18 protein-coding genes are annotated in these 23,572 nt (G+C 63.4%); 4 read left to right on the forward strand and 14 right to left on the reverse strand.

Translation table 11 applies throughout. From position 1 onward, the window contains the following. Positions 1–356 precede the first annotated feature (356 nt). Entirely contained in the window at positions 357–1,367 is a 1,011-nt protein-coding gene (locus AC26AR_RS13160) for a lipid A deacylase LpxR family protein (protein WP_217622059.1), read from the forward strand. A gap of 138 nt (positions 1,368–1,505) precedes the next feature. Here the strand turns inward: AC26AR_RS13160 and AC26AR_RS13165 are convergent, their stop codons facing one another. Further along, positions 1,506–1,790 (reverse strand): hypothetical protein, encoded by a 285-nt coding sequence (locus AC26AR_RS13165; RefSeq protein WP_077375371.1) that lies wholly within the window; start codon positions 1,788–1,790, stop codon positions 1,506–1,508. 624 nt (positions 1,791–2,414) lie between these two features. Here AC26AR_RS13165 and AC26AR_RS13170 point away from each other — a divergent pair. Continuing rightward, entirely contained in the window at positions 2,415–2,897 is a 483-nt protein-coding gene (locus AC26AR_RS13170) for an FKBP-type peptidyl-prolyl cis-trans isomerase (protein WP_065392558.1), read from the forward strand. A gap of 219 nt (positions 2,898–3,116) precedes the next feature. Here AC26AR_RS13170 and AC26AR_RS13175 read toward each other — a convergent pair whose 3' ends face one another. From AC26AR_RS13175 to AC26AR_RS13195, 5 genes are all read right to left on the reverse strand, one after another. Beyond that, positions 3,117–3,815: a DUF3047 domain-containing protein gene (locus AC26AR_RS13175; protein ID WP_488107179.1), complete on the reverse strand. Its 699-nt coding sequence runs from the start codon at positions 3,813–3,815 to the stop codon at positions 3,117–3,119. Positions 3,816–3,904: 89 nt separating this feature from the next. Continuing rightward, positions 3,905–4,552: a CDP-alcohol phosphatidyltransferase family protein gene (locus AC26AR_RS13180; RefSeq protein WP_176503191.1), complete on the reverse strand. Its 648-nt coding sequence runs from the start codon at positions 4,550–4,552 to the stop codon at positions 3,905–3,907. Between the two features lie 44 nt (positions 4,553–4,596). After that, positions 4,597–6,357 carry an ABC transporter permease gene (locus AC26AR_RS13185; protein ID WP_488107180.1) on the reverse strand — a complete coding sequence of 587 codons (1,761 nt, stop codon included), beginning with the start codon at positions 6,355–6,357 and terminating at the stop codon, positions 4,597–4,599. Continuing rightward, the gene (locus tag AC26AR_RS13190; protein ID WP_488107181.1) at positions 6,333–7,616 is read right to left on the reverse strand and encodes an ABC transporter substrate-binding protein; all 1,284 of its coding nucleotides are present in this window, start codon (positions 7,614–7,616) and stop codon (positions 6,333–6,335) included. The genes AC26AR_RS13185 and AC26AR_RS13190 overlap by 25 nt, the downstream gene beginning before the upstream one ends. Positions 7,617–7,681: 65 nt before the next feature. Continuing rightward, positions 7,682–9,904 (reverse strand): dihydrolipoyl dehydrogenase family protein, encoded by a 2,223-nt coding sequence (locus tag AC26AR_RS13195; RefSeq protein ID WP_488107182.1) that lies wholly within the window; start codon positions 9,902–9,904, stop codon positions 7,682–7,684. A gap of 299 nt (positions 9,905–10,203) precedes the next feature. On the opposite strand from AC26AR_RS13195, the gene msrA reads away from it, so the two are divergent. Further along, complete coding sequence (gene msrA / locus AC26AR_RS13200; RefSeq protein WP_488107183.1) at positions 10,204–10,881, forward strand: peptide-methionine (S)-S-oxide reductase MsrA; 678 nt, start codon at positions 10,204–10,206, stop codon at positions 10,879–10,881. A 96-nt stretch (positions 10,882–10,977) separates the two neighbouring features. On the opposite strand, the gene AC26AR_RS13205 is transcribed toward msrA, so the two are convergent. Continuing rightward, positions 10,978–12,318, reverse strand: coding sequence for an MFS transporter (locus tag AC26AR_RS13205; protein ID WP_488107184.1), 1,341 nt, complete (start codon positions 12,316–12,318; stop codon positions 10,978–10,980). A gap of 265 nt (positions 12,319–12,583) precedes the next feature. Here AC26AR_RS13205 and AC26AR_RS13210 point away from each other — a divergent pair, with 265 nt between their 5' ends. Beyond that, entirely contained in the window at positions 12,584–13,501 is a 918-nt protein-coding gene (locus AC26AR_RS13210) for a LysR family transcriptional regulator (protein WP_176503195.1), read from the forward strand. A gap of 94 nt (positions 13,502–13,595) precedes the next feature. Here the strand turns inward: AC26AR_RS13210 and AC26AR_RS13215 are convergent, their stop codons facing one another. From AC26AR_RS13215 to AC26AR_RS13245, 7 genes are all read right to left on the reverse strand, one after another. Then, positions 13,596–14,111 carry a C40 family peptidase gene (locus AC26AR_RS13215; RefSeq protein WP_205632728.1) on the reverse strand — a complete coding sequence of 172 codons (516 nt, stop codon included), beginning with the start codon at positions 14,109–14,111 and terminating at the stop codon, positions 13,596–13,598. A gap of 354 nt (positions 14,112–14,465) precedes the next feature. Next, on the reverse strand, positions 14,466–17,096 hold the full coding sequence (locus AC26AR_RS13220; protein WP_488107185.1) for a DUF1266 domain-containing protein: 2,631 nt from the start codon (positions 17,094–17,096) through the stop codon (positions 14,466–14,468). A 269-nt stretch (positions 17,097–17,365) separates the two neighbouring features. Continuing rightward, positions 17,366–20,443, reverse strand: coding sequence for an efflux RND transporter permease subunit (locus AC26AR_RS13225; protein ID WP_084207966.1), 3,078 nt, complete (start codon positions 20,441–20,443; stop codon positions 17,366–17,368). A gap of 3 nt (positions 20,444–20,446) precedes the next feature. Beyond that, positions 20,447–21,655 (reverse strand): efflux RND transporter periplasmic adaptor subunit, encoded by a 1,209-nt coding sequence (locus AC26AR_RS13230; RefSeq protein ID WP_341542689.1) that lies wholly within the window; start codon positions 21,653–21,655, stop codon positions 20,447–20,449. A gap of 80 nt (positions 21,656–21,735) precedes the next feature. Then, positions 21,736–22,374, reverse strand: coding sequence for a TetR/AcrR family transcriptional regulator (locus AC26AR_RS13235; RefSeq protein ID WP_488107186.1), 639 nt, complete (start codon positions 22,372–22,374; stop codon positions 21,736–21,738). Positions 22,375–22,641: 267 nt separating this feature from the next. Then, complete coding sequence (locus AC26AR_RS13240) at positions 22,642–23,121, reverse strand: YcgN family cysteine cluster protein (RefSeq protein ID WP_077375429.1); 480 nt, start codon at positions 23,119–23,121, stop codon at positions 22,642–22,644. A 67-nt stretch (positions 23,122–23,188) separates the two neighbouring features. Continuing rightward, positions 23,189–23,485, reverse strand: coding sequence for a YcgL domain-containing protein (locus AC26AR_RS13245; RefSeq protein ID WP_077375431.1), 297 nt, complete (start codon positions 23,483–23,485; stop codon positions 23,189–23,191). Positions 23,486–23,572 lie beyond the last annotated feature (87 nt).

Here is a 23,572-nt window from a genome sequence, read left to right on the forward strand (position 1 = left end):
CGCTGGCGTATCGATATTTTCCTCTCTCTTTCTCTTTCCCTTGCTCTCTTTTTCTCTTCCTCACGCATGAGCGGCGCGCCGTACGGAGTGATCCATTGGTCATCTATTGATTAACAGGCTATGAAATCGTGATTTTTTGTGCAAAGTTATACACATGCAGCTTAACTAGACTCTGTGTACAACTTTTCGTCCCAGGAGTTGCGATGCGTCCCGTCACTGCCCGTCCTACAGATTCTTCTCAGAGCGCCCGCCAGACGCCTTGCAGCGCGTCATCCTTGACCTGTTCCTCCCACGGACACCGCTGTTCTGGTGATGAGAGTCCGTGTACGGCTATCGTCACCCGCCATGTCCCGCAGATGGCTCCCGCCTTCTCCACGCGACGGCTGGGGCTGGCGCTGATCATGCTCGGCGCGGTGGCGCTGGCCCCCATCGTGGAGGCTGACGAGGACGAGGGTGGCGTGCTGTCTCTCAAGGTCGAGAATGACCTTCTCGCCTCCGGCGATGACGGCCACTACACCAATGGGTTTGCGCTGAGCTATACCTTCGCGACACCGGATCAGCATTGGTCTCGCGCCTTCGCCGACTGGGTGCCCGGTTTCAGCGCTGCACGTCTGGATGCCACGGCCTATCGCTTCGGACAGCAGATCTATACCCCCAACGACATCACTCGCGAGCAACCAAACGAGGATGATCGCCCCTATGCGGGCTATCTGTTCGGTGGCCTTTCGCTGTTCGCCGGTGAAGAGGGAGAGGGTTGGCGACGGGTCGATACCTTCAATCTGGATCTCGGCATCGTCGGTCCCGCCTCAGGTGCCGAGAAGGCGCAGAAGGGAGTCCACGAGATCACCGGCAGTGATGACCCACAGGGCTGGGACCATCAGCTTCACAATGAAGCCGTGGTCAATGCCGGCTGGCAGAGCCAGCTGTGGCTGCCGGCAAGCCTGGGGGGCCTGGAAATGGAGTACGGCCCCTCTGCCTCGATGGCGCTGGGCAACCTGTATACCTACGCTGGCGTGGGGGGCGGTGTGCGCATCGGCCAGGGACTGTCACGCAGCTACGGCATCCCGACCGTCGCTCCCTCCCAGAGTGGGCGTCAGTATTTCGAGCCGGATGGTGAATTCGCCTGGTATCTGTTCGCCAATCTGGAAGGCCGTGCCGTGGCGCGCAACATGCTGCTGGACGGCAACAGCTTTGAGGACAGTGACTCGGTGGACCGTCGCCCGCTGGTAGGAGATGTCCAGCTCGGCTTTGCCCTGAGCTGGCAGCGCTGGCAGCTCGCCTTCGTCAACGTCTGGCGCACGCACGAATTCGAGACCCAACAGGAAAGCGATCAGTTCGGCTCCATCACGCTCTCCACCTGGCTGTGAAGACCAGAGACCGACGGTGAGAACAGGCGTGCCAGACACACGAAGGCCGGGCAGATGCCCGGCCTTCGTGTGTCCGTGGGAGGCAACGGATCAGCGCGTCACACGCGGACTGAAGCCTCCCGGGATGATAAAGGCAGATCAGTGCATCTTGACCTTGCTCATGCCCCAGCAGATCAGCTTGCCGCCGATGAAGGCGATCAGTGCCAGCATGATCAGCGCCATCAGCATGGAAATGGGGTTGACGATGAAAGTAGCGCCCAGCACGGCAAGCGCTGCGCCCCAGACATAGCGATCACCGCTGTCGATGCTCAGGGCATCCGGCAGGATGCGCTTGACGGTGGCACCCAGCGAGCCCTCCCAACGGTTCAAGCACAGCATGAAAAGCGCGGCGAAGCTCACCAGCCAGATCAGTGTCACGGTCATCGAAATTCTCTCCTGAAAGATAGGGTCGCATGGAACATGTGATTGTCGTTTCCCGCCAGCGGCCACGGGGCAGACCTTGCGAGCGGAGCCGGTAACGAAAGGCCCGCGTCAGAATTCGCAGTCTGAACAGGCAGAGTAACGGCCCCCCGATGCCCTCGCAAGCGGACAGCACCAACCATTGTCGGTCATTGGTCATGAGACCGTGATTGGCGCCTGAAGTTGCCCTGCCTCGTACAGCGAAGCGCGGCCAGCTCCCCCTTTCTTCTCTCGTGTTCTCCTCTTTCTTCTCTCCTGTTCCTCCCCCTCTCCTTCTTCCCTCAATCTTCCCTCAAGCCCCTCTCTCCTCCATGCCCGTCGCCTTCCCGCCCTGGAAGCTCGCGCAGGCGTGTAGTCTCACCCGGGGCAACAGGCAAGAAAAAATTCGGGGACCGGGTTGAAAAGCCTCCTTCAGGGCGTCACCTAGTATTTCAAGACACGGTGACGTGGATGACATGCCCTGCAGGATGGCTGTTCAACAAGCTGCAAGCCACGCGATACGCGGGATTTTTCCTCGTAGCCCCCTGACAGCCACCTCAGGGTCACGTTACCATTGACCGTTCATATACCTATCGAAAGGCCCTCAACATGCAAATCGCCCAGAATGCCGTCGTATCCTTCCACTACACCCTCACCAACAACGAAGGTGAAGTGCTGGATAGCTCCGAAGGCCGTGAGCCGCTGGCCTACATCCACGGTGCCGGCAACATCGTTCCGGGCCTCGAGAAGGAACTCGATGGCAAGACTTCCGGCGACAAGCTGAAAGTCGCTGTCTCTCCGGAAGAAGGTTACGGTGATGTCCAGGAAGCGCTGGTGCAGGAAGTGCCGCGTGAAGCCTTCCAGGGCGTCGAAGAGATCGAAGCCGGCATGCAGTTCCAGGCACAGACCCAGGGTGGCCCGCTGATGGTCACCGTCACCAAGGTCGAAGGCGACACCGTCACTGTCGATGGCAACCACCCGCTGGCCGGTGAGACCCTGAACTTCGACGTCGAGATCACCAACGTGCGCGAAGCGTCCGCCGAAGAGCTGGAACACGGCCACGTTCACGGTGAAGGTGGCGTGGAGCACTAAGCTCCGCCCCTTCCCTCATCGGGTGGCCCTGTCGCCCGATGAGTGCTTCACACGAGAATGTGTGACGCCTGAACCTGAAGCCCCGCCACCGAATTCTCGGTCGCGGGGCTTTTTCATGTCTGAAACCTGGTTCTCAGGCCCGGTTCTGAGGCCCGGTTCTGAAGCCCGGTTCTGATGATGCTGTCTGTGATGAGGCTTCCCGGGGATTCGCTCTGCAGATCAGGCGCCGCAGCTGGGCGGCGTGGCATCACTGGAAAGGCTCAGCCCACGGAACAGCGCCGTGGCGTCGCCTCCGGCATTGTCACCGTCAGCCATCAACGCAAGCCCGGCTATCTCGTCTGGCGTGCTACCGAACAGCGCCGAGTAGTCGGCACGCAGATCGCGCACCTCGGCGACCCACTGCCCCACCTTCTGATCACCGGACTCCACTGCCAGCAGCACGGCGCGGTCAGTGAAGGCATTGTCCCAATGACTGTCCTTCGCCTCATTGCTGGACCAGACGTAATTGATGGCCTCTACCTGCCACGGCAGGATGCCGGTCTTGTTGACCACATAGAGGCGCGCCGGGTAGTCATCCCCTCCCTTGGTCTTCTCGTTTACGCCCGGATAGATGCTGTCCACCTGCCAGCACCACTTCAGATAGGGCGTCTCCTCGAGCGAGATATCTTCCTCGAGATAGCGTGCGGAGGCCTGCCCCTGAGCACGCGCCTCGAGAGCGGGCCGGCCTTCGCGCTCCACCACGCGATACGCAGTCTGGCCTTCGAAGGTCTTCTCGCCCCAGGCGAGAATCTCTGCCGGCGTGAAGGTCTGGTCAGCCGCCAGCGCCGCGGAGGGCATCGCCGCCGCCAGCAGGCCACTGGAGGCGACTGCCGCGAGCATGGGGAGGAAGCAAGACAACTGACGGGAAGTGGTTTTCATTGGCAAGACTCCGGAGCGCTTGAACAACGCGATGAAAAAAGATGACGGGACGAGTCACCTGCAGGGCCAGGTACCGCGCTTGGCACGTATCAGTCCGGGTCGGTGCCGTGCTGCTCGCTGCGGTCCTGGGCCCGCAAGGTGACATACCCTCCCCATACGCGCGTCAGCGTGGTCAGGATGCATGCCGCCGCGAAGACCCACGCCAGCCATGCGAAATGTTGCGGCATCAGACAGGCCAGCACGAAGAAGCCGATCGTCTCGGTGCCTTCTGTCAGGCCATCCAGATAATAGAAGGCCTTGCGGGTGAAATTGGGTCGCTCCAGCTGGTGCTTGGCCGCCATGATGGCAAAGGCCAGAAAGCTGGATCCCGTGCCCACGAAGGCGAACAGCAACGCCACGGCCGGCATGGCATTGGTGGCCGGGTCTGCCAGTGCAAAGCCCACCACGACGGCGGCGTAGAACAGGAAATCAAGACAGATATCCAGAAAGCCGCCGGCGTCCGAGCTCAAGCCCGCATGACGCGCCAGGGCACCATCCAGCCCATCCACCACCCGATTGATCAGGATCGCGATCAGTGCCAGCCCGAATTGCCCATAGGCCAGCAGCGGCAATGCCAGCATGCCGATGACGAAGCCAGCCAGCGTCAGTTGGTCAGGATGCAGACCGCGTTCCGCTGCGCTACGTGCCAGGCGCTTCAGGGGTGGCTGTACCCAGCGTGAGGTCCACTTGTCCAGCATGCTTCATCGACTCCAGAATGATTGAATGGGGAAGGTGTCAGGCGTCAGCCACGTATCGGTGCCAGCGCGCGCCCGGCAGGCACGGCTCTCGCCAGCAGGAAGATCAGCAACGGCAGACAGGCCTGCAGGCAGGCCGCGACCGCCGTCAGGCGAGGATCCGCCCCCGTGGCCAGCGCCAGCGTCTCGGTGGTCAGGGTGGGGACGCGTCCACCGCCCAGCACCACCGTCGGCACGTACTGCGCGATGCTGACCGCGAAGGCCACTGCCCAGCTGATGGCCAGAGGCCTGAGCATCAAGCGCAGCCGGATGCCGATCAGCACCTCAAGCCGCGAGCGCCCCAGCAGTCGTGCTGCCTGCTCGAGGCGCACATCGAAGCGGGCCCAGGGGCCGGCCAACGTCAGCCAGGCATAGGGCAAGGCGAACAGCAGATGGCCGATCACCACCCCCACCCAGCCCGGATCCGCGCCGAGGCTCAGCCAGCCGACCTGGAAGCCGAACAGGAAGCTTGCCTGAGGCAGCAGCAACGGCAGGTAGAGGCACACCACGAAGCCTCGCAGGCGACCCACCTCACGCTCACGCTCGAAGACCGCCACACTGAGCATCACCGCCAGGGTGGCGACCAGCACGGCGAGCCACAGACTGTTGCTGAAGGCCCCACTCAGTCCTGAAAGCGCCTGTTGCCAGCTTTCCAGCCCCCAGCGAGCCGGCAGCAGTGACGGGAAGAACCAGCTTCTGGCCAGCGATTGAACGGCGATCACGGCAAAGGCCAGCAGCGAGACTGCCGCCACCGTGCCGAGCAGAACGCGGATCACGCGCCCGCGCTGCCCCTTGCGTCCCGGGCGTGCTGCCGCCCGAGGTGCAGGATTGTCGAGCACCCAGTCACGATGGCGATTCAACAGATAACGTCCCACAGCGGCACCCAACGCCATCACCACGATGACCAGCAGAGCCAGCAGGAGTGCCCCGACACTGGCCGGTAGACGTGAGCTCGGGTCACTGTCACGCCACAGTTCGACCAGACGCACCGCCAGGGTCGGCGTACGTGTCGGCCCCAGTACCTGAGCGACATCCACCACCGCCAGCGAATAGGCCAGCACGGCACCGATGGGCAGGGCGATGGCCCGCATCACCTGCGGCATCAGAATTCGCCAGCGCAGCTGGGGGATGCTGTAGCCGAGCGCCTGGCCCGCCTGCAGTTGCGCGGTGACCGGCAGACGCGAGAGCGCCGTCTGGGCCATCAGCATCAGAAACGGCGCTTCCTTGAGTGCCAGTCCCAGCGCCAGCGTGATGCCATGCGCGTCCGGCAGAGGGTATTGCGGGGGGGCCAGCACCTCGAAGGGTGCCAGCAGCAGTCGCATCAGCACGCCGCTGGGAGCGGCCAGCCACAAGAGCCCCAGAGCCAGCGCCAGATGCGGCATCGCCAGCACCGGTGCCAGCAGACGTTCGAGGCGCTCGCCGAAACGGGTACCGGCGGCCGCGGCCAGCCAGCCCATGGTCAGCAGTACCGCCAGCAGCGTGCCGCCGATGCCGCTGACCAGGGTCAGACGCAGTCCGTCGGCCAGTCCCGGCAAGGCCCACCAGCGCTGCCAGGCGATCGCCGAGACCTCCTCGAAGCCAAGCGCCGGCCACAGCCCGAGGGCCGGTGCGACCAGTCCTGCCAGTCCCAGCGCCGTAGGGCCGAGCAACAACAGCAATACCGCCCAGCGCAGCAGGCGAGCCGGTGTCAATGCCAGGCGCCCCGCCGGGCGCTCAGCGCGCCAGCGCTCGGCAAGCCATTGCGTCAGTTGCGATAGCGTCGCGCCCACTCGGCCTCCAGTGCATCGGTCCAGCTGGGATGCGGCTCGCTCAACGGCGTGCCCAGCGCTTCGGGCGACATGCCACCCGCAAGTTCCGGCAAGGCATCGAAGGCAGCGCGCTGTGCCGCCGGCAGGCGCGTCACGTCCAGCACCGTCTCGTCACCCCAGCGTGAGGGGTCCGCCTTGGCAGCCTGTGCCTCGGCGGACATCAACTGATTGACCCACACCAATGCGGCCGCCTTGTGAGGCGCACTGGCCGGAATCGCCAGATAGTGCACATTGCCGAGAGTGCCGCCGTCATGGATATACGGCTCAATGGTCGGTGGCAGCCGCCCTTCCTGACGGGCATTGGCCACTTCCTGGGGCACGAAGGTCAGCGCGATCCAGACACTGCGCTGAGCCAGCAGTTTCATCTGCTCCTCGGCGCCGGCTGGCTGTCGCTCGCCCTGCGCCCACATCAGCGGATGCAGTGCATCGAGATAGTCCCACAGCGGTGCGGTCACCTCAGCGAACAGAGCATCACTCGCCACGGGAGATGCCAGCACCTCGCGCTGCTCCACTGGCATCAATTCAAGCAAGGCCTGCTTGAGGAAGGTGGTGCCGTGGAAGCTGGGCGGCTGTGGATAGGTCACGCGCCCGGGGTTGGCCTTCGCCACGTCCAGCAGCGCCCGCATCGAGCGTGGCGGCGATTCCAGCAAGGCACTGTCGTACATGAAGATCAGCTGGGCACGCCCCCATGGTGCCTCCATTCCCTCGGTGGCGAGCCCGAAGTCACGCGCACCGATCTCCTCGAGCAGATACTCGCTGTTGGGCAGGCGTTCGACGAAGGGTCCCCACACCAGCTCGGCCTGCTTGAGCGCGCGGAAGTTCTCGCCGTTGATCCAGATGACATCGATACTGCCATCACTGCGCCCCGCCGCCTTCTCGGCCAGCAAGGTCGAGACGCTCTCGGCGGTATCGGCAATCTTGACGTGACGCACCTCGATACCGTGCTCACGTGCCGCGATCTCTGCCTGGGCGCGCAGATAGGCGTTGGTGGCTTCACTCCCGCCCCAGGCGTGGAAGTCGATGCGCTGACCGCGTGCCTTGTCGGCGATCACGTTCCACTCCAGTGCAGCCAGCATCGGCACTGCCCGCCCCTTGGCGGCATCGGCGGCGTACGCCAGTGACGTGGCCCAGGGCATGGCACTCATGCCGGCCATCAACACCAGTGACCCACCCATCAATGCCAGTGCGCGACGTCGCCCCGGCAGACATGTCGTAGCCATGGAGGTTTCTCCTGATAGCAAGATGCCGCGACCCTGAACGAGCAGGTTCGCGGCATGGGAAAGGATCAGTGCTTGTCGACCGTCACGGGAGGGGTGGCGTCATCCGCCTGGCGTGTCTTGGTCGGCTCGAAGCGTCCATTGCGGCGCCAGGTGAAGTAACGATCCAGCACCTTGAGCACGCCTTCCGGCTTGTGGGCGTTCTTCCAAATGCCTGCTGCCGCCTTGTTGGCCTCGGACAGTGTCGGATACGGATGGATGGTGGACAGGATCTTGTTGAGACCGATGCCATGCTTCATCGCCATGGTGAATTCCGCCAGCCATTCCCCCGCATAGGCACCGACCAGTGTCACGCCCAGGATACGATCGCGTCCCTTCTCGGTGAGCACCTTGACGAAGCCTTCCGTCGCACGCTCGGCCAGGGCACGGTCACTCTCGCCCATCTCGTAATGGGTCACTTCATAGTCATAGCCCTGCGCCTTGGCTTCGGTCTCGTTGAGGCCGACCCGCGCCACTTCCGGCTCGGTGTAGGTGACCATCGGCATGATGCGGTAATCGACCTTGAAGGTCTTCAGGCCGCCGAACAGTGCATTGACCGCGGCGTGCCATGCCTGATGACCTGCCGCATGGGTGAACTGATAGGGGCCAGCGACATCGCCACATGCCCAGATGTTCGGCTGCAGCGTCTGCAGCGACTCGGAGACATCGATGGTGCCGCGCTCGGAGACCGCGATGCCCAGCTCTTCCAGACCGAAGCCTTCGACGTTGGCTTCGCGTCCGATGGCCACCAGCAGCTCGTCGAACTCGATCCAGCTCTCCTCGCCGTCGGGAGAACTCACGACCAGATGGCGCATCGGCTGACTGTCCTTGTCCTTGAGCACCTCGATGCGCGTGGCGGTGGAATTGATGCGCAGGTCGACGCCCTCACCGGCCAGCTGCTCGTGCATCAGCGCGCTGACTTCCTCGTCTTCACGCGGCATCACCCGCGGGGCACCCTCGATGATGGTGACGTGACTGCCCAGACGCGCGAAGCTCTGCCCCAGCTCCATGCCGATCGGGCCGGAGCCCAGCACCACCAGACGCTTGGGCTGCACCCTGAGATTCCACAGATTGTCAGAGGTCAGCGGCGTGATCAGCTCGATACCGGGGATCGCAGGAACACGCGGGCGGGCACCGGTGGCGATCACCACGTTGCGCGTGGTCAGCACGCGACCATCGACTTCCACTTCCCAGGGCGTCCTGAGTCTGGCGTTGCCGGTGTGGACTTCCACGCCCAGACTCTCGTAACGCTCGATGCTGTCATGCGGTTCGACACTCTCGACCACGTCCTGCACATGCCCCATCACCTTGGCGAAGTCGATTTCCGGCTCATTGGCGGTGATCCCGAAGCGCTGTGACTGACGAATCTCATGAGCCGCACGCCCGGCACGAATCAGCGCCTTGGAGGGGACACAGCCGGTGTTGAGGCAGTCACCGCCCATCTTGTGGCGCTCGATCAGCGCGACACGCGCATTGACGGCGGAGGCGATATAGCTGGTCACCAGCCCGGCGGAACCGGCACCGATGACGACCATGTCGTAGTCAAAGGTCTTCGGCTTGTCGAAGGCCGCCTGCTGCTTGCGCTTGCGCAGCACGCCGACGATCTTCTTGGCGATCAGCGGGAACAGGCCCAGCGCGATGAAGGAGGCGATCAGCCCCGGCGAGAGGATGCCGGACAGCGACTCCAGCTGGCCCAGCTCGCGACCGGCATTCACGTAGATGGCGGTACCGGCGAGCATGCCCAGCTGGCTTGCCACATAGAAGGTGACCACACGCATGCGGGTCAGCCCCATCACCAGATTGACGATGAAGAACGGGAAGACCGGCACCAGACGCAGCGTGAACAGATAGAAGCCGCCTTCACGCTCGACCCCGCGATTCAGGGATTCCAGCTGACGACGGAAGCGCTTTTCGATGCTTTCGCGCAACAGCGTGCGGGAGATGAGGAAGGCCAGGGTGGCACCGATGGTACTGGCGAAGGAGATCAACAACAGACCCCAGCCAAACCCGAACAGGGCGCCGCCCAGCAGGGTGAGCAATGCCGCACCCGGCAGCGAGAGTGCCGCCATCGCCACGTAGACGACGAAGAAGGTACCCGCGACCTTGAACGGCGATTCCTCGAAGAGTGCCTGAAATTCCGACTGACTGGCCTTGAGGCTCTGCAGAGTGAAGTAGTCCTGTGCCCCACTGGCAAAGAAGACCACGATGGCAGCGACGATGGCGCCCAGAAGCAGTAACTTGCGTTTATTCACTGGCGATTTCCTTTTCGATTCCTGCCGTCATGGGCATGTCATTGGGATGTACCGTGTCCTTACGAGACGCGTTGCTGACTGGATGCACTCATCAGGTCATGATGACGCGAACGACCTCATCATGATCACGGTAACAGTACCGTTTCATTCGACATCTTCGCATCCATCCCGCGTTGATTCGCGTAGCTCCCTGATACAGGCAGTGAGGGAATGGCAAGGCAAGCCACCTCGCGGCCCATCGAGACATGGAGATTTCCGTGTTCTCACCTCGAAGGAACGACGCCTTTCCCGGAGACACCATGACCCGATACACGCGATTCCCCTCCTCTGCGCTCAAACGTCTCACACCGCTTGCCAGCCTACTTGGCGGTCTGCTGATTGCCGGCTACGCCAATGCCTTTGACCCGGAACAGGCGCCCAGAGGCGTCGCCGAGGGTGTCACTCAAGGCCAGGAGGTCGCCATCTTCGCCGGTGGCTGCTTCTGGTGCATGGAAGGCCCCTTCGACAAGCTTGACGGCGTGATCTCGACGACGTCCGGCTACACGGCAGGCGAGACGGACAATCCCACCTATAAGCAGGTCTCGGCCGGCAGGACGGGCCATACGGAGGCGGTCAAGGTGGTCTATGACCCTGAAAAGGTCAGCTATGACACTCTGCTGGAGGTCTTCTGGCACAACATCGACCCGGTCGCGGTGGATCGTCAGTTCTGCGATGCCGGCACCCAATACCGCAGTGGCATCTATCCGGTGGATGAAGCACAGCAAGACGCCGCCCAGGCGAGCCTCGACGACTTGAAGGACAGATTCCCCGAAGGCATCGCCACCGAGATCGAGGCAGCGGGCCCCTGGTATGCCGCCGAGCAATATCACCAGGACTTCTACCAGAAGAACCCGGTGCGCTATCGCTTCTATCGCGCGGGTTGTGGCCGTGATGACCGTCTTAAGGAGATCTGGGGAGATGACGCCCCGGCGCACTGAGTCTCACCGTCGGATCGGCTCACCTGCCACTGACACGCAAACGGCTCGCCAGATGGCGAGCCGTTTGCGTGTCAGGCAGGAATCTCACGGTGGATATCAATGCTGCGGCGTAGCCCGTCGCCAGCACAGCATCGCCAACCCCAGGGTGACAAGCAGAACGCTGACGCCACCCACCACCACCCCTGGCCACCCTGCCTGCTGCCAGAAGGGCTCCAGCCAGAAGCCGCCCAGGCTCGCCCCGAGATAGTAAGCCGTCAGGTAGAGCGCGCTGGCGCTGGCCCGCGCCCCTTCGGCATTGCGCCCGACCCAGGCCGACGCGGTGGCATGCGCCAGGAAGAAGCCGAAGGCATTCAGGCTCAGGCCGGCCAGCATGCCGATCAACGAATGGCTCAGCGTGACCAGAGTGCCGAGAATCAAGAGCGCGGTGCCCAGCATCATGGTCAGTGCCTGGCCGCGGCGTTGCGCACCATCCTGCTCCTCCTGTCGCTGCGCTCCCTGCGCGAGTGACTGCCCACGCCCGGCGGCCAGACGCTGTGCCAACCGGCCGGACTGCGAGGCACCGAAGGTGCCTGCCAGATAGGTCAGAAACAGCAATCCCAACCACTGGCTCCCCAGTGACCAGGGGGCCGCGCTCAGGCGAAAGGTCATGTAGCTGTAGAGATTCACGAAGATGAAGAAGTTGAGTCCACCGAGCAGAAACACCGGCCACAGCCGCGGATTGCGCAGATGGCGCCCCAGCCCTGCCAGCATGCTGGCCGGATGGAAGGGCTGTGCCACGAAACGTCGCTGAGGCGGCAGCAACTGCCACAGCGCCGCCAGCAGCAACAGGCTGATACCGCCAATCACCGCGAAACTCATCTGCCAGCCCCAGTGCTCGGCCACGAATCCTCCAGCGACCCGCCCACTGATGCCGCCGAGCGAATTGGCACTGATATAGAGCCCCACCGCAGCCATCAACGCCGGCTGTTCCATCTCATCGCTCATGTAGGCGACCGCGACCGCCGGCAAGCCCCCGAGCAGAAAGCCCTGCAACGCACGTACTGCCAACAGCGACCAGAAACCTTCAGCCAGCAAGGCAAGTCCCGAGCAGGCCACCCCCCCGGCCAATGTCCAGAGCAGCAGACGTCGCCGCCCCAGCGCATCCGATAACGGGCCGAAGACCAGCAACGCCAATGCCAGCGTGAGGGTGGTCACCGACAACGACAGACTCGCCTGCAGCGAGCTCAGGCCAAGGTCGGTCGCCAGCAGCGGTAGCATCGGCTGCACCACATAGAGATTGATGAAGACGACGAAGGAGCCCAGACACAACGCCTGGGTCATGCGTCGCCAATCACGGCCGTGCGCCTTGAGAGGAGACGGCAGCACTGGCTGCCCGGCAGTGTCGTGATGCCCCGAGGCGGATGGGGCGGTGGAAGACGCACTCAGCGATGAAGCCATCAGGTACCTGCAGTCAATCATGGGGATGGCGTGAGTCTGCGCCCTCGAACACCATCAGTAAAATAGCTCGACATGATGCCAGGCATCAGCAAAAGTGATACCCATGAGCCTGACCCACTGGCCTGCAGGCCTCACGCCGTCAGACCGCCTGCGCATGGTGAATGACGTCCAGGGGACTGGACGGCGTGATGGCCGCAAGGGACGCCGGTCAGGGTCGGGGACAAGGGAGACGGATGAGGATGACGTCAGACATGAAGAGCGCGATATGAAACTGCCCTTCGATCTGCGGGCACTGGAGATCTTCGTGAGTGTCACGGAGCGCGGCAGCTTCACCGCCGCCGCCATGGCGCTGCAACTGGCCCAGTCGGCCGTCAGTCAGTCGATCGCCAACCTGGAGACCCGGCTGGGCCAGCCGCTGCTGATACGTGGCACCAAGGGCGTGAGTCTGACACCCGCCGGTGAGACATTGCTCGTGCATGCACGCTCTCTGCTGCAACAGGCGCAGCGAGCGGCCCTGGCCATGGCCGAACTGGATGGCCTGGTCAAAGGTGAGGTACGCATCGGCGTGTCCTCGATGCTGGGGTCCTACTATTTCCCGCCCCTGTTGATGGCCTTCAAGGCGCGCCACCCTGATATCACCTTGAGCGTGATCGAGGGCGGCACCCTGAGTCTTCGCAAGATGATCGACAATGGCGAGCTGGATCTGGGCGTCATCGTCGAGGAACACCCCGGCAGCGCCACCAGCGGGCTGGTCAGCCAGCACTTCCTGCGCGAAGAGATGGTGGTCTGCCTGCCCAACGACCACCCGCTGGCGACACGGGAGCACATCAGTCTCGAAGCGTTCTTCGCTGAAGAGCTGGTCGTCTTCAAGCGCGGTTATTTCCATCGCGATTTCATCGAACGTCTGGCAAGCCAGCACGGTCTGATTCCCAGTATCGCCTTCGAATCCAACCTGATCGCGCTCAACAAGGCGATCGTGTCACGCGGCTTCGGTATCACCACCTTCCTCAAGCGCGTGGTGGAGGATGACCGTGAGGAAAACAACCTCACCGCCATCTCCTTCAGTGAACCCGCCTGGCTGGACCTGTCGCTGGCCTGGCGACGTGAGCGTGGACTGTCGCGGGCCGAACAGGCCTTCGTCGACTTCGTGATCGAACATTCCGTGGTACGCGAAAGTCCGTGACGCGGACTGCCGGACATGGCGGGGCTCGAGAATTCGCGGGCCGAAAACGACAACACCCGGCCAGGGCCGGGTGTTGTCCATCATGTGAGTGTCGTCATTGACTGCGCATGGCCAGTTTCATCTGCATGGCCTCGTGGGGCATGGGCCGCCGCGACTGCCAGTAGTGCTGCGACCAGTAGACATTGTCCAGCCGCGACAGCTTCACGCCACGTGACGTGGAGGCATGCAGGAAATAGCCGTTGCCCACATACACGCCCACATGGTTGTAACGACGTGAGGGGCGGAAGAACACCAGATCCCCCGGCTTCAACTGCGACTTGTCGATACGCTTGCCCCGCTTGACCTGATCACGGGTGGTACGTGGCAGTTCGATCCCGAAACCGTCACTGAACACATGCTGCATCAGCGCGGAACAATCGATGCCCCGTGAGTTGGTGCCGCCCAGGCGATAGGGCGTTCCCGCCCAGCGATCATGCTCTTCCAGCAACACTTCCCGGATACTGGGACCCGATGCCAGCTGCGGCTCTGCCGGGCCCTGCGGTTGGCCGGCCTGCTGACGGTAACGCTTGAGCTTGGGCAATTCCGGCAGATCGACATCGTAATAGGCCATGTCACTCGGAGGCTGTGAATGGCTGGCACACCCCGCCACACCTAGCGGCAACAGTAAAAGACAACACAATAACGTGTGACGCATCCAACATTCCTCGTCGTGGGCCCGGTGCCATGAGACAAAACGTGATCAGCACTTGCGGACGGCGATAACAGGTGATGCATGACAAGACAGAAAGCCGGCAGGAATCCCGTCATCACGAGATGCCTGCATGCCTGAAACGTGAATCAACAGGATCAACGGCATGCCCTGAGACCTGTGGCGCAATTGAATGCCGTTCGCAGCAGGGTAGTGCATATTGCCGCAATCCGTATGCCATCGCCTCACAAGATAGACTAAAGCATCAGAAAATACTCAATGCAGCAGACGAGCATCGCCGCTCAGGGTATCCAGATGCAGCGCCGGCCAATGCCCCGGACGCGCGCCCGGGAAATCCAGACTGGCCCAGGGTCCGGCCAATGGCGGCGCCGCTGTCAGCCACTGGATCAATACATCACGGAAGCCGCGCAGGAAGCTGTCACGCTGATCGGTATCGCCCATGAAGAAGGCATAGCCGGCGAACAGCCCGCGCGCATATTCCTTCCAGCTGCCGTAGTGTGCTCGCGCCATCGCATGGGCGCTGTCCAGATAGGCCGTGAAGGTGGCCGCATCCAGCCATCCCAGCTGACGGCCGGCAATCGCCAGATCCACCAGTTGCGCGATGTCCCAGGCTGCCATGTCCAGCTCATTGCAGCGGGCCTCGTTGTCACGCACACGGCGCAGGCGATCGAGGTGCACCTGCTCATCCTCGCCGCGTTCACCGCTCTCGAGCACATCGATCTCGTTGTCCAGACGCGCACGATTGAGGGTATAGGGGCCGTAATTGATCTGATATTCGTCCCGATCCCCGGCATCACGCAGGAAATCGAGGAAGCCGATCAGCATCTCGGCGTTGGCCAGACCATAATGACCTTCCAGCCAGCCGGTCAGTTCCTCGACTCCCCGACCATGCTCGACCATCGGCTCGCCCCAGCACGGCGAATTGAGCGGGCCACTGAGTGCCAGCGCCGTGAAACGATCCAGACTGGGGCGCTCGCCGGGCTCCTGCCAGTCACTGGCGCGCCAGTCGAGCCAGTGGAACAGGCTGCCGGGGTCCTCGAGATGCCAGCGGATCTCGTTGACCAGCGGGTGGTCCTCAAGTTCCGGGACCGCGGATTCCCATACCGCCCAGGCTTCCAGCAGGCGGACGGCGTCCGGATAGAAGCGGCACAGTGCGCTGCGCAGGCGCTCGGCACACTGCGCCAGCTCACCGGCATCGAAATCGCGGCTGTCCTGCACCATCAGCAGATAGAACGCGTACTTCTCCGCCATCACGATGCTGGCAGGATGACGATGACAGACTGCCAGCCGCTGTCGCCGTTCCAGCTCGGCGGTATCGGCGCGACCGAAGGGCGTCTGAGGATCAGGCAGCCCACCCCGTGCGGCATCGGCCGCCAGCTGATTGAGGTGATGGGCCTGCGCCGGCAGCCAGAAACGCGCCATGCCGGCCACGCCATCGCGGGTATCCAGGGCCAGCGTCTCGTTGAGGTACTGACGCGCCTCTTCACGCCGCGCGTCCGCCACATCCGCAGGCAGCCCCTGGCGATAGAGAAGATCCGGCTCTCGAATGCTGGCAATGGCCAGTACCCAGTGGCGGCTGTCACTGCGCCATTGACGCATGGCGGTGCGGGAGCGATCCCGGATGGCCTCCGGCAGCAACGCGTGCAGCTCGCAGCGCAGCGGCGTCACCGGTGAGGCCATCAATGGCCGCCAGTCACTGTCGGTGGAGCCAGTGAGATCCGCCCCCTCGAACAGGCTGCGTCCGCGTTGATAGGCGCGCGCCACGCCCTGCCAATCCGCGTAGCGACGCACCAGCAGGTCGATACCATGCGCGGCGAAGTCCTCGCCCTCCTCACGACTCAACCAGCCGGCACACAGACCGGCAAAGGCCAGATCCACCAGCCGCAGCCAGTCCCAGGCGGCAAATTCCAGTGGCTCACCACGATCCAGATACTGGAGCAGCAGCTCCCCGTAGGCCACGGGCGACGGGCCCTGTTCGAGACCCGCAGCGGCCGCCAGCTCCGCACTGGCCGCCGCATGTGCCGGGGTGCCGGCGAGCCCCTGAGCCTTGCGCTCGGCCTCCTCGGAGGCGGCGTCAGACTCCAGCTCGTCGAGCCACTTGTCACGCTCATCCTGACTGGCCGACAGCATGCGCGCGCTGTCGATGTCCCAGCCGTAGCGATGCCCTTGCGAGGCCAGCCACAACAGCAGACGGATCAATTCGTCACGAGTGCGGATCGCCCAGGTATCACGCAGCCAGCGTTGCACGTCGGGCCAGTGACCCTGCGCATCGAAACCGCTGTCACTCGCCTCGCAGAGGCCGTCATCCGTCGACGTCAGTGCCGTCCCGCCGACCCAGGGTGCAAAGATGGCGCGCGCCATCCACACCCGGTCACGCTCACCCTGCGGCCACAGCTCGGTGGCGGGTACCGGCTGACGGCCTTCCAGCGCCTCCAGCAGACGCGGCCAGGTGACGCCCGCCTCTTCCTGCTCCAGCCGGGACAGCGCGAGACTGGCCTCGAAGAAGCCGTCATCGCCGCGTGTCCAGCCAGCATCGCTGCGCGAATGCGCCAGCGCCTTGAGCCAGTCATCCAGCGAGGTGAAACGTGATGCGATGGCCATGAGCAATCGCACCAGCCAGGCACGCGTGCGCGTCTCGGACAGCCAACCAGCCGTCCGCGCCAACGCCAGCAGCTCCAGCGCTTCCAGCTGACGCAGCGAGTCGGGCATGTCACTGGGGAACGCTTCCAGCAAGCGCCAGCCCAGCTCGCCGGCATCCGGCACTTCCAGCGCCTTGAGGCGCGCACGCGCCTCCTCGGATGTCCACACCGCTTCGGGTGTCGCACTGAAACGCCAACCGCACAACACCAGCTGCTGCCCCCACCAGGCACTCAGGGGTTCGACCAAGGCACACCTCACGACTCGACAGGTTTTGATGACGACGGGCCAGCAGCGGACCCTAAACACACCACTGGCGGCGCATAGTGTAACGGAAAGGCGCTGTTGGCGATGCCCCCATGCGGGATCGACTGCAACGCGATGACGCGTGAGAACACCGCTGACTCGCCAACGGCAGTGCGCCCGACGACAGGCGCTGTCATCGGGCGCACGGCATGCCTCAGTGCTTGGCATCACTGCTTGGCGCCCTCCCGGGAGGATGGCCATGGGGGACGTGGCTACGCCGCCTCGTGCTTGCCTGCCGGAATACGGAACAGTGCACAGTAGGCCACCGGCAGCACGACCAGCGTCAGCAGCGTCGCGACGCCCAGACCGAAGACGATCGCCACCGCCATGCTCGAGAAGAAGGCATCCGAGAACAGCGGAATCATGCCCAGCATGGTCGTGATCGCCGCCATCGAGACCGGCCGCACGCGGCTGACCGCCGCCAGCATCACCGCCTGGAAGCGGTCCTCCTGTTCGGTCAGCTGCACGTTGATCTCCTCCACCAGCACGATGGCGTTCTTGAGCACCATGCCGACCAGGCTCAGGGTGCCCAGCAATGCCATGAAGGTGAACGGCGCCCCGAACACGATCAATCCGCTGACGATACCGATCAGCGTCAGCGGCACGATGGACCAGATGGCCAGCGCCTGGCGCAGGTTGGAGAACAGCAGCACCGTGATCACGAACATCCCCAACAGCCCCATCGGCAGCGAGGAGAACAGCGCCTTCTGCGCATCGGTGGACGTCTCGTATTCACCGCCCCACTCCAGATGATATCCCTCCGGCAGCTCGATGGCCTCGACCTTGGGTCGTATGCGACTCAATACACTGGCGGCCGTCTCGCCGGACAGTGGCATCGGCTCCGCATAGACCGCCAGCATGCGCTCGCGATTTCGCCGCTTGATCAGGGGATCACGCAGTTCGGCCTTGAGCGGGCCCATCACCGCTCCCGCCGGCACATAGGTTTCCTGTTCGTCGCTCCAGACGTTGAGACTGGCGAGGGTGTCGAGATCAAAGCGCTGACGCTCCTCACCGCGCAGCAGGATCGGGATCAGTTCGGAGCCCTCGCGATAGACGCCGACGCTCTCGCCATCACTGTTGATCAGCAATGCCTCATGCAATGCATCCCGCGTCACGCCGACACGCCGCGCCTGATCATCCAGGAACTCGGGTTCGATGCGATTGACGCGGTTGCGCCACGACAGGCGAATGCTGTCTGCCAGCGGCTCCTGCTCGAAGACGTCACGCACTTCGGCGGCCAGCTGGCGCAGTACCGCCGGGTCCTCGCCGTAGAGGCGCGCCTCGAGACTGGCCTTGGCGGACGGGCCGACCTGCAAGGCCTGCACCTTGTATTCCACCTGCGGATACTCGGCGCGCAACAGGCGTATCACCTCCTCCATGCGCGCTTCGCGGCTGTCGCGGTCCTCGGTCTCGACGATCAGCTGACCGAAGCTCGCGTAGCTGTCTTCCGGCGAGTAGGTCAGGGTGAAGCGCTGGGCACCGCCCCCGGTCACGCTGGTGACATGATTGACGCGCTCCATCTTCAGCACCTGCTGCTCCAGACGCGAGACATGCCGTTCGGTCTCCAGCACATCGGTGCCTTCCGGCATCCAGACATCGACGAAGAACAGCGGTGTCGAGGCATCCGGGAAGAAGGCATTCTTGATCTGGCCAAAGCTCATCACGGCCACGACCAGCAGTGCCAGCGCCCCACCCAGGGTCAGCCAGCGCAGACGGATCGCCCAGCCCAGCAGGGTACGGAAGCCACGGAAGATCACGCCCCGGTAAGGGTCTTCATGCTCGGCGCCATCCTTGTCGTTGCCCGATGTCTCACGCGCTTCGCGGAAGAACATGTCGAAGAAGAACGGGGTCAGCGTCAGGGCGGTGATCCAGCTCAACAGCAACGAGTAACACAGCACCCAGAACAGCGAGCCGACGAATTCCCCGGTCGCATCCGGCGACAGACCGATGGGCGCGAAGGCGGTGATCGCGATCACCGTGGCCCCCAGCAGCGGCAGGCGATTCTGGTTGACCACCTCGAAGGCAGCCTGACGCTTGGTCTTGCCACGCTTGAGGCCGATCAGCATGCCTTCCGTGACCACGATGGCGTTGTCCACCAGCATGCCCAGCGCGATGATCAGCGCGCCCAGCGAGATCTTCTGCAGCTCGATGCCATGGATCGACATCATCACGAAGGTGCCGAGAATGGTGATCAGCAGCACCAGCCCCATCAGCACCCCGCTCTTGACGCCCATGAACAGCAGCAGCACCAGGATCACGATACCGACGGCCTCGGCCAGATTGAGCAGGAAGCCGGAGACCGCCTCATCCACCACCTGCGGCTGGTGATAGACGGTGGTCAGCTCCATGCCCAACGGCATGCGCGATTCAAGCTCCCCCAGACGCTGGTCGACTCGCTCGCCGACCTCCACCACATTGACGCCGGAGGCAAACGAGATCCCCAGCGACAGAGCGGTCTCGCCATCGGTGTGATAGAGACGTGATGGCGATTCGGTGTACTCGCGGCTGACGGAGGCGATATCCCCGAGGCGGATCAGGCCGCCATTGCCGGGGCGACCGACCACGAGGCGCTCCAGATCCTGCACGCTCTGGAACTCCCCGCCCGGCTGCAATTCCAGCGACAGGCCGTTCTGACGGATACGACCGGCATTGCCGACCACGTTCTGGGCATTGAGCAGATTGGAGAGCTGGTCCGGCGAGATGTTCAGCGCCTGCATGCGATCACGGTCCAGCGCCACGATCACCTGCTCGCTGCGCGCGCCGACGATGGAGACCTTCTTCACGCCCTCCACCAGCGTCAGTTCGCGTTGCAGGAAATCGGCCTGATCCTCGAGATCATGCGCCGAGTAGCCCTCGCCACTCAGGTTGTAGAGCAGGCCGAACACGTCCCCGAAGTCATCATTGACCACCGAGGAGGAGCTGCCGGGTGGCAGGCTCGACTGGGCATCATTGATCTTGCGCCGCAACAGATCCCAGTACTGCTGCATCTCGCCTGCGCGCACGCTGCTCTCGAGTTCCAGCGTGATCTGCGAAAGGCCTGAACTGTTGACCGAACTGACACGCTTGAGATTGGGAATCTGCTGGATGGCCTTCTCCAGCGGCAGAGTGACCTCCTCCTCCACCTGCTTGGGGGTGGCGCCCGGATATTGGGTGATCACCACCGCATTGCGGATGGTGAACTCGGGAAACTCCAGCTGGCCAAGATTGAAGAATGACACCACGCCGCCCACCGACAGCAACAGCGTGACCATCCAGCTGATGACCTTGTGTCTCAGGAAGTAATCGACCATGGATCAGAGCCCCGCTTCCTTGACCCAGGGGCGCACAGGCTCCCCGGCTTGCATGCGGCTGGCACCCGCGGTCACCAGACGATCACCGGCATTCAACTCCCCCGTGATCACCAGCCCCTCGCCCGTGGCCTGAAGCACCTCGACGGGCACGGCTTCCACCGTTCCCTGCCCTGCCTTGCCCTCGTCCTCGACGTCCGGTGACGTCTCGGCGGCGGCAGAGCCGTCTTCCACATAACGCCACACCACGGCCTGCTGCGGGTCGGCATCGCGCATCACCACCGCTTCCACCGGGACACGCCATTGCCCCCCGGTGGCCCCCGTCAGCTGCTGCATGTCCAGCTCGACCGTCGCGCTCATGCCGGACAGCACGGTGATGTCCTGAGGCTCCGGCAGGGTCAGGGTGACCTGATAGCTCAGCGAGCCCTCACTGGCGCTGGTGTCATGCTCCTTGTAGCGCGCCGGATAGCGCTGTTCACCGCGCCCGAAGCGTACCCAGGCCAGCGCTGCATCCTCCTGACGCCCGGCCATGGCACGCTCACGGTCGATGGCGCGCACCTGGCGTTCCGGCAGATTGAAGGTCACGTCGATCTGACCGGGCTGCTGGAGCACCGCGATGGTTTCCTGCGCCGTGACCACCTGATAGTTGTCCACCGGCACTCGGGCGATCACCCCGTCATAGGGGGCTTTCAGCTCGGTATAGCTGAGCTGGTCCTGCGCCTGGGAGTACTGGGCCTGTGCCGACTGGAATTCCGCCTGTGCCTCATCGAAGCGTGCACGGCTGATGGCGCCCTTCTCCACCGAGTACTTCATGCGCTTGTAGGTCGCCTGGGCGAGATTGAAGCTGGAACGGGCGTTGTTGAGCTGACTGCGGGCATCACGATCATCCAGCTGCGCGATCAGCTCACCCTGCGTGACCTCCTGGCCGGCCTGCACGTTGAGCTCACGCAGCTCACCGCCGATCCGGAACGAGAGATTGGAACGCTCGGAGGCCTCGACCACGCCGGGATAGCGCTGTATGACACCGCCCCCCTCATCCGACAATGACAGCAACTTGACCGGATGCACCTTCTGCTTCTTCAGCGGCGCCTCGGCCTCGCTGCAGGCCGAAAGCCCGAGGGCCAGCAGCAGACCGGCAAACAGCTGCAGGGCAAGGCCTCCGCGCCAGGCGGCGGGAGTACGCAGGTGTGGCTTGGCACCAGGTCGAAGTTTCATCAGCAGGCCCTTGAGTCATTGGAATGGAAAAGCACAAAACGAAGATCTGTCATCTGTCCGGCAATGCGTACGGCCATGGCTCACGGCGCTGGATGACGAAGCGCTATCGCGTCCCAGGCCATCTCGAAGGCCTGGTCGAAGCAGGCATCACTGATGGCCGGCACCTGACAGCCCGAGCCCTGCAGCAGGCTGTAGATCGAACGAAACATGAACACCTCGATGAGAGCGATGTCGATCTGTTTCAGAATGCCGGTCCGCTGGCCCTGCGCGAAGGCTTCCAGCAAGGGCGCGGCCCGCTCCTGGTTGGCCACCTTCAGGGCGTCCCGCATATGCGAGGAGTGAAGAAACTGATCATGAAACCGGAACAAGGAGGGCTGGCGGCGCCCCAGCATCACCAGGGCGTGCCAGACCCGACACAGCGCTGACTTGAGCTGCCAGGCCGCGGGGGACATCGCGGGCGATGTGCCCCGTGATACCTGCGCGTCCGGCTCGGCCTCGAAGGCATCAAGCGCCACCTCGATGATGCGGCGGCTGACCTCGCTGAAGGTGGCCTCCAGCAAGTCGTCCTTGTCGCGATAGTAAAGATAGAGCGTTCCGGGGGACATGCCGGCAGCACGCGCGATGCGTGCCACGGAGGTCACGGCAAAACCATGCTCGGCCACCTCATGCAGAGTGGCTTCCAGCAGCGCCTGCTGCTTGTGTTCATCACGATGGCGCATGGCCTGTCTGCCTCTGGATCTGCTAAGGATGAGAATCCACACAAAATAAATGAACGTTCATTTATTTACAACCAGCCATTGCGCCAGCCGGCCCCCGCCTTGCCATGCAGACGGCGGCTCTGATGCAGACACCACCAGGCCCCACCTGCCTCAGACCAGGCAAGGAAAAACGGACAAGGAAAAACAGGCAAAGAAAAAGCGCAGCTCAAGGAGCTGCGCTTGCACGATCAAGACGGGCAGACAGGGAGACGCGAAAACGTCAGCGCCTCAGCTCTCCGGGTCGATGATCGCGATGATATGGTCTTCCAGATCCTGCTGGCGCACCGAGGCCTCGGAGACGGCGAAGCGTGACACCGCGACACCGGCACGCTTGACGCTTCTGGCATCCCCGGTCAGCAGCGGATGCCATTCTGGCAGCTCACGGCCTTCATTCAGGCGGCGATAACCACAGGTTTCCGGCAGCCAGCGCAGCTTGCCTACCGTCTCGACATCCAGCGGGATGCAGCCCGGCACGCGTGTGGCGCGATTGGGGTAATCACGGCAGCTGACCTTGCGCACATCCAGCAGGCGACAGGCGACATCCAGTACCGCGATGTCGCCACTGTCTTCATCCTCGAATTTCAGCAGGCAGCATTGGCCACAGCCATCACACAGTGCCTCCCACTCGGCCGTGTTCAGCTCCGAAAGCGCATGCCGCTCCCAGAAACGCTCACGTTTTCCGCCGTCAGGTTGCGGAACATCACTCATCTTGCTCTCCTCGCCCTGCCGGGCAGCAGGGTCGGTCCAGTCGGTCTCGTCTGACGACGGGCAGTCGTCAGTAGTGCGTTTCCGGCGGCGTCACGCCAATCTCCTTGAGGAGATTTTCCTTGACCGGCGGCATCTGCAGGTAGAAGCCCTGCTCCCGAATCTTCTCCAGCACCGTGGTACTGGCCACACGTGCCAGCGGCTTGTCGGCACGGATCAACAGCGTCATCAACGGCGCAGGCCTGCCGAAGATCTCCAGCAGGGACTCCGGCACATCCTTGAGACCTCGCGTCTTCTCGACGTACAGATACATCTCGTCCTTGCGGGCGCTCTTGTAGATCTCGCAGATCATCTTGTCATCAGTCATCGGGACCACCCATCACGTCATCTTGCAGCGCATGCGCGCATCAGCGTGCGCACGGGACACGAGCGCACGACGTCTCACATTGGTTAC

The organism is Cobetia sp. PS-4MA (assembly GCF_057670765.1).